General features: G+C 42.4%; 8 protein-coding genes and 1 other annotated feature. All 8 genes read right to left on the bottom strand.

What is annotated here, in order from left to right:
• Positions 1-142: DUF1294 domain-containing protein (locus LD39_RS23920; protein WP_156112636.1), on the bottom strand; the 142-nt coding region annotated here is incomplete at its 3' end.
• A gap of 77 nt (positions 143-219) precedes the next feature.
• Positions 220-576 carry a 50S ribosomal protein L20 gene (rplT, locus tag LD39_RS12400; protein WP_035547063.1) on the bottom strand — a complete coding sequence of 119 codons (357 nt, stop codon included), beginning with the start codon at positions 574-576 and terminating at the stop codon, positions 220-222.
• Positions 577-606: 30 nt separating this feature from the next.
• A complete protein-coding gene (gene rpmI, locus LD39_RS12395; protein ID WP_014643973.1) occupies positions 607-804 on the bottom strand; it encodes a 50S ribosomal protein L35 in 198 nt (65 codons plus the stop codon).
• 32 nt (positions 805-836) lie between these two features.
• The gene (infC, locus tag LD39_RS12390; RefSeq protein ID WP_035547059.1) at positions 837-1,340 is read right to left on the bottom strand and encodes a translation initiation factor IF-3; all 504 of its coding nucleotides are present in this window, start codon (positions 1,338-1,340) and stop codon (positions 837-839) included.
• Between the two features lie 80 nt (positions 1,341-1,420).
• Positions 1,421-1,546, bottom strand: a sequence feature (ribosomal protein L20 leader region).
• 385 nt (positions 1,547-1,931) lie between these two features.
• Positions 1,932-3,881, bottom strand: a complete 1,950-nt coding sequence (gene thrS, locus LD39_RS12385; protein ID WP_035547042.1) for a threonine--tRNA ligase — start codon at positions 3,879-3,881, stop codon at positions 1,932-1,934.
• Between the two features lie 313 nt (positions 3,882-4,194).
• On the bottom strand, positions 4,195-5,013 hold the full coding sequence (ytxC, locus tag LD39_RS12380) for a sporulation protein YtxC (protein WP_035547027.1): 819 nt from the start codon (positions 5,011-5,013) through the stop codon (positions 4,195-4,197).
• A gap of 161 nt (positions 5,014-5,174) precedes the next feature.
• Positions 5,175-6,110 (bottom strand): primosomal protein DnaI, encoded by a 936-nt coding sequence (gene dnaI / locus LD39_RS12375; protein WP_035547024.1) that lies wholly within the window; start codon positions 6,108-6,110, stop codon positions 5,175-5,177.
• A 22-nt stretch (positions 6,111-6,132) separates the two neighbouring features.
• Positions 6,133-6,629 (bottom strand): DnaD domain protein (locus tag LD39_RS12370; RefSeq protein WP_035547021.1); only part of this gene is annotated, 497 nt, incomplete at its 5' end.

Raw genomic sequence — 6,629 nt, 5'->3', positions numbered from 1 at the left:
AAATAGCGACAATCCATAACGTTTTTTCCTTCACTCGCCACGCTTCTCTTCGTGACCTCCGTTTATCATAGCCCATTAAAAAAAATAGCCACAGACTTAAAACGAGTTGATATAGAATGACAACCCCGAGAATTGAATTCACGTTGTAACCTCCAAGTCACAAAAAAAAGTCATTTCCTACCGATCGGAAATGACTTTTTACTCTATTTAAATGCTTTCTTATTTAAGAGCAGATTTAGCTTGCTCTGCAAGACTTGCGAAACCTTGCTCATCGTTGACAGCAAGATCAGCTAGCATTTTACGGTTTACTTCGATACCAGCTAACTTAAGTCCGTGCATTAGACGGCTGTAAGAAATGTCATTCAAACGTGCTGCAGCGTTAATACGTGCAATCCAAAGTTTACGGAAGTCACGTTTTTTCTGACGACGGTCACGGTAAGCATACTGACCTGATTTCATTACTTGCTGTTTAGCTGTTTTGAATAGTGCGTGTTTTGAACCATAATAACCTTTTGCTAGTTTAAGGACACGGTTACGACGTTTACGTGTCACTGTTCCACCTTTTACTCGTGGCATTGGAATCCCTCCTATATGTTTCGTTCTAGATTAGTCTTTTGGAAGCATGTGCTTGATGCGGCGGTAGTCTCCTGCAGAAACTAGTGTATCTTTACGCAATTTACGCTTTTGTTTTGTAGATTTGTTAGCGAACAAGTGGCTTGTGAAAGCGTGGGAACGTTTCACCTTACCTGTTCCAGTCTTTTTGAAGCGTTTTTGAGAACCTTTATGGGTTTTCATTTTTGGCATGTGAATTTCCTCCTTTTGCTTGATTCAGTTCCTTACTTCTCGTTAAGAGGAGAAAGCATTAGGAACATACTGCGACCTTCCATTTTAGGCTTGGTCTCAATCTGGGCAATGTCTTTACATTCTTCAGCCATACGCTCAAGAACTTCTTGCCCAAGCTCTTTGTGAGTGATCGCACGACCGCGGAAACGGACTGATGCTTTCACTTTATCGCCTTTCGACAAGAACTTGCGAGCATTACGAAGCTTCGTATTGAAATCATGCTCTTCAATGTTCGGACTAAGACGAACTTCTTTAACCTTAATGACCGTCTGCTTCTTACGAGCTTCTTTTTCTTTCTTCTGCTGCTCGAAACGGTATTTACCGTAGTCCATCACTCGGCAAACTGGAGGTTTAGCATTTGGTGCAACCATAACGAGGTCAAGATTTGCATTTGCTGCAATATCAAGTGCTTCATTACGGGATTTGATACCAAGTTGCTCCCCATTTACATCGATTAGACGAACTTCGCGGGCACGGATTTTTTCATTAACGTTCATATTATCCTTGCTAATATTGAGCCACCTCCGTCGTATTTTAGAAAACCTTTATAGAGATCTGTCATCGACAAGATTTTTAAACACTAAAAAAAGCGTCGGCACACATACTGCACCCACACTTATCCTATCGTTTAAAAAAGGATTTATGACCTGCCAACTGCTTTGTGCGTCGATCAGGTGAGAAGCGGGTGCTTCTACTTGTCTCTAGATCCGTTCATTCAGTTACCTAATATATAGTAGCATGCCTAATGATTGATGTCAACACTTTGTTGACCACTTCGGAGACTACTTTTAAAAGGATAAAGGAAGAGCACCGGAAAATCAAGAGTTTTTTGTGAGGGTTGATAAGTTGGATAACATAGACAGAGCCTTAACAATAAAAGATTATACCCGTTCTATCGGTGATAGCACCCTAGTAAAAAGAATAGCTCCTTAACTAGACGGAAAAGCGGCCGATCTCTAGTCCATAGCGACCTGACGCCAAATTAGTTCAAATCACATGAGGAAAGTTCGACTTCTGCTCTTCAAATTGCATTATTCAAAAAGAATGACGCGGGACTATAAATCACCCCGCGTCATTCCAGTCCTATCCTATTTTTTCAAAAGTTTTTGATCAATTTCATTACGGATTTCTTCAATGAACTTCTCAACAGATTTTGTTTCTGAATCCTGCTCTCCGTAGCGGCGGACGTTTACACCGTGATCTTCAATTTCACGATCTCCTACCACAAGCTGGAATGGTACTTTCTGCATTTGAGCTTCACGAATCTTGTATCCGATTTTCTCATTTCTTTCATCCACTTCAACACGCACACCTGCTTGACGAAGTTCGTCTTCCAGTTTTTTCGCATAATCCAAGTGAGCATCTGCAGAAACAGGGATGATCTTCGCTTGAACAGGTGCGAGCCATGTAGGGAAAGCTCCCTTGTATTCCTCAATGAGAAAGGCGACGAACCGTTCCATTGTAGAAACGACACCACGGTGAATGACGACTGGACGATGATCGTTTCCGTCCTCCCCGACATATGTCAGATCGAAGCGTTCAGGCAAGTGGAAGTCCAATTGGACAGTTGAAAGAGTTTCATCTTTCCCTAGCGCTGTCTTCACTTGAACATCAAGCTTCGGACCATAGAATGCCGCTTCGCCTTCTGCTTCTACATATTCAAGTTCCATCTCTTCCATTGTCTCTTTCAACATGGCCTGAGCTTTGTTCCACATTTCATCGTTATCCACATACTTTTCTTTATCTTCCGGATCGCGATAAGAAAGACGGAAATAGTAATCGTTAATGCCGAAATCACGGTAGACTTCCTGCACAAGTCGAACGACACGCTTGAATTCATCTTTCAGTTGGTCAGGACGAGCAAAGATATGAGCATCGTTCAATGTCATGGCACGCACACGCTGCAGTCCCGCTAACGCTCCAGACATCTCATGACGGTGCATGGTTCCAAGCTCAGCAATACGGACAGGCAAGTTACGATAACTATGCAATTGGTTTTTGTAAACCATCATATGGTGCGGACAATTCATTGGCCGAAGAACAAGATCTTCGTTATCCATTTCCATAATCGGGAACATATCATCTTGATAGTGGTCCCAGTGTCCACTAGTTTTGTAAAGATCTACGCTACCTAGTACAGGTGTGTACACATGGTCGTAACCAAGTCGTTCTTCTGTGTCGACGATATAACGCTCAATTGTGCGTCGGATTGTCGCCCCTTTAGGAAGCCAAAGCGGCAGACCCTGTCCGACTTTTTGATTTACTGTGAAAATGTCCAATTCTTTTCCAAGTTTACGGTGGTCACGCTCTTTTGCCTCTTCGAGAAGATGAAGATACTCTTCGAGACCGGCTTTTTTCTCAAAAGCTGTACCGTAGATTCGTTGAAGCATTTTGTTGTCGCTGTCCCCGCGCCAGTAAGCTCCGGAAATGCTCAACAGCTTGAACACTTTGATTTTACTAGTCTGAGGTACGTGGACACCACGGCAAAGGTCAAAAAATTCACCTTGCTTATAGATTGTTACTTGTTCTCCAGCTGGAATATCCTGAATAAGTTCAAGTTTAAGATCGTCACCGATTTCACGGAATTTCTCTATTGCTTCTTCACGCGATACTTCAATGCGCTCAATTTCATGGTTCTCATCAACGATTTTTTGCATTTCTTTTTCAATTTTAGGCAAGTCTTCTGGAGTCAAGGACTGCTCCATATCAATGTCATAATAAAATCCATTTTCTATAACAGGGCCTACTCCTAATTTCACTTCTTCACCGTAAAGACGTTTGACCGCTTGAGCCATTAAATGGGCTGTCGAGTGACGAAGCACCTCGATTCCTTCAGGGTTCTTATATGTCAAAATCTCTATTGCTCCATCTTTTTCGATGGGACGTCTAAGATCATAGGGTTCGCCATCCAGCTTGATAGCTAGAGCTTGTTTTTTCAAGCCAGGTGAAATGGAATGAGCAATTTCTTCACCAGTCGTGCCTTGTTCAAACTCCTTTGCATTGCCGTCTGGAAACTTGATTTGAATCGCATTCGCCATCTAAAACACTCCTTTTCATATAATTAAAAAACGCCCGTCCCTTAGCATTAAAGCTAAGGGACGAGCGTTGTCACTCGTGGTTCCACCCAAAATTCCCGCAATCGTTGCGGCTTCATTCATCCTTAACGCGGATCACACGCTACTCAATACTAGTTTCCGTTCATAAGTAGAGCTCAAAGGTGGTAAACTGCTAAGCCGTCACGAAGGAGCTTTCAGCCGATGACTCCTCTCTCTACCCATGCGTCTCTTAGAGTTCATGTCCTTTTCATAGCCATGAATATGTAGGTTATTATATCCATTTATCCAAACGAAATCAAGACATTTTAAATGGAAATTCTGATTGAGCTTTCCAAGTAGCCTTCTCTTCAAAGATATTGCGAACCAATTCCAAGTGCGGATCATCCGTTTTGTTCGAATATACAATCAGCTGGTCAGGGGCGTGCACGAGTGCAGGCGTGATGCACCAGTGCAGAGGAAGGTCTTCAATTGACTCGTCTGGGTACTGCTTCATATACAGCATAGTCTCCGATTCACTGATCGGATTTCCTTCATCATGAAAGTAAGTAAGTCCGTCGTTATGATAAAGATGCAGAAGCGTTACGCCTGTATCTCTGTTTTGAACGCGGTATCTCCAGGAATCGAGCAATAGCTGGTAAGCTTCTTCCTGCTTATACTCATCAATGATAAATCCGGTATATTCAATGATAATTCGATGTGTTTCTTTCAAACAGTCTGCACACATTTCATCGAAATTAATCATAGAAGATAATGCTACATAATTTTTCACAAAAGATTCAATGCTTCTATACACAGGAGGCATGGCCAGCCCAGATGGAGGCTCACCTTCAAATTCGCGGCCGATTTCTAAAATTCTTTCGATTTCCCGACGATCCTCATAATAGTAGGTGTGCCTCAACACACCTTCCATCCAGCCGAGCCACTTTCTAGTCCGTATCACTTGCAGAAAGGCTTGAACGATCTCTCGTAATGTTGAACTACTTTTATGATCATTCTCTAAAGTCACTTCATAATATTCCAGATCATCCTTCAGCAGCCAAAGCTCTTGCTCTTTGACCACAGAATTATAGAACAGATCAGCTTCTTGCCGCTTAGAAAATTGTATGCAAACCACAGTAATTCCCCCTCATCCCGACTTTCCTCTCCTGATCTATCCGTAATGTTCAGAAGTTCATTAAAATGGACCCAGGATGTCCACGTATAAGGTTGTCTTTTCCATCTTATATTTATGAAAAGGATGAGAGAAACATGCTTTGGTTGATAAGTTTTTTCCAATTAGCCTCTTCGGTTCCGTCCTTTGACAGGGACCAACTCGCTGAGCTGCCTGATGCGCTCTGTGATTCGCTTCGCTTTCACTTGTTCCACATCACCACGATTGCTTGTCATCAACACTTTTTCAAGTTCATCGAGGTTATAGTTGGACGTGAAAAATACAGGCAGTCGCTCCATCATACGATACTGGAGGATCGAACCGAGAACTTCATCTCTGAACCATGCCGATTGGGACTCAGCCCCAATGTCATCCAGCATAAGGACAGGAATTTCTTTGAAGGCCTCAATCTTCTCATTCATCGAATCATCTTTAATGGAAGCTTTAATCTCCCTTACGAATTCAGGCATATAGATAATCATCGAAGGGATATTTTTTGAACTCAGTTCGTTGGCAATGGCCCCGAGAAAATACGTTTTTCCGACACCGAACGGTCCATGAAAATATAAACCTTTACTCGGTAGTTCATCCCCAAGGCTTTCCACATAGTTGACCGTTGCTTCTACAGCCTGACCACGGTCTGGATCCTGTAAGTCTAAACGATCCAGCGTTGCTTCTAAAATTTCTCTCGGCATATGCAAACTTTTCACTAAAGATTTTTGATGCTGCTGTTGCTCTTGTTTTCGCTGACGACGGCATTTATCATATGCCAATTTCACATCCGTTCCGCCTTCTACTTCTAAACGCGGTACATATCCGGGCAGGATATTGATGCACTCTTCACGTGAAGGGCACTTTTCACAGTTCTTAGACTGCGTCTGATACTCATATAGCTTAATCAGCTGTGTCTCCAATTCTTTCTCAGTTAAGGAAGGGTGTTCATTCATAAGATTGATGACTTCCTTAGACTTGAAGACCTCCTCCTTCATTCGGTTCATGCGTTCTTGGAAGAGCTTATTATTCCGCATCCATTTTTGTAATGATTTTTGAATCGGTTCCATGGTGTTCACCACCTTTTACAAATCAATTTCCTTTGTTCGTCAACCGCTTAATCCGCTCTGCGATATCATTCGTATCCACGGACTCTTCTTTACTCTGTTGTTGGGGATTTGTTTTTTTCTGTTCATGAAACCAGGCAGGAATAACTTCCTCCTTCTGACTTCTTTTTTGTGATTTCTGTTTGCCCCACTGTTGGTATTTTTGGTGCTCAGCTTTGGCTAAGTTCATTGCTTGTCTGACCGTAGTGACATTCTTTCTAGTCCAGTGGCTCGCAATTTTTTCAAGATAAGCCTTGGATAACTTCATGTCTGTTTTTAACAAAACATAGTGAACAAGGACGTTCATTACTCCAGGTGCAAGTCCTTGTTCTGTCATCACATCACGGATCAGCCTCAAATCCTGATCTGATGCACGATTCCCACCAGACAGGTCTTCTAACAGTTCCCGAGGAGAGATCTGTTCTAACATATCGACAAACTGATCTTCCTTACTTTGGGAAGCAGATGATTGTTTTTCTTTTA

It is taken from the genome of Halobacillus sp. BBL2006 (assembly GCF_000786645.1).
In the GTDB taxonomy this organism is placed as follows: Bacteria; Bacillota; Bacilli; order Bacillales; family Halobacillaceae; genus Halobacillus.
This window is presented reverse-complemented; position numbering and strand designations above follow the sequence as displayed.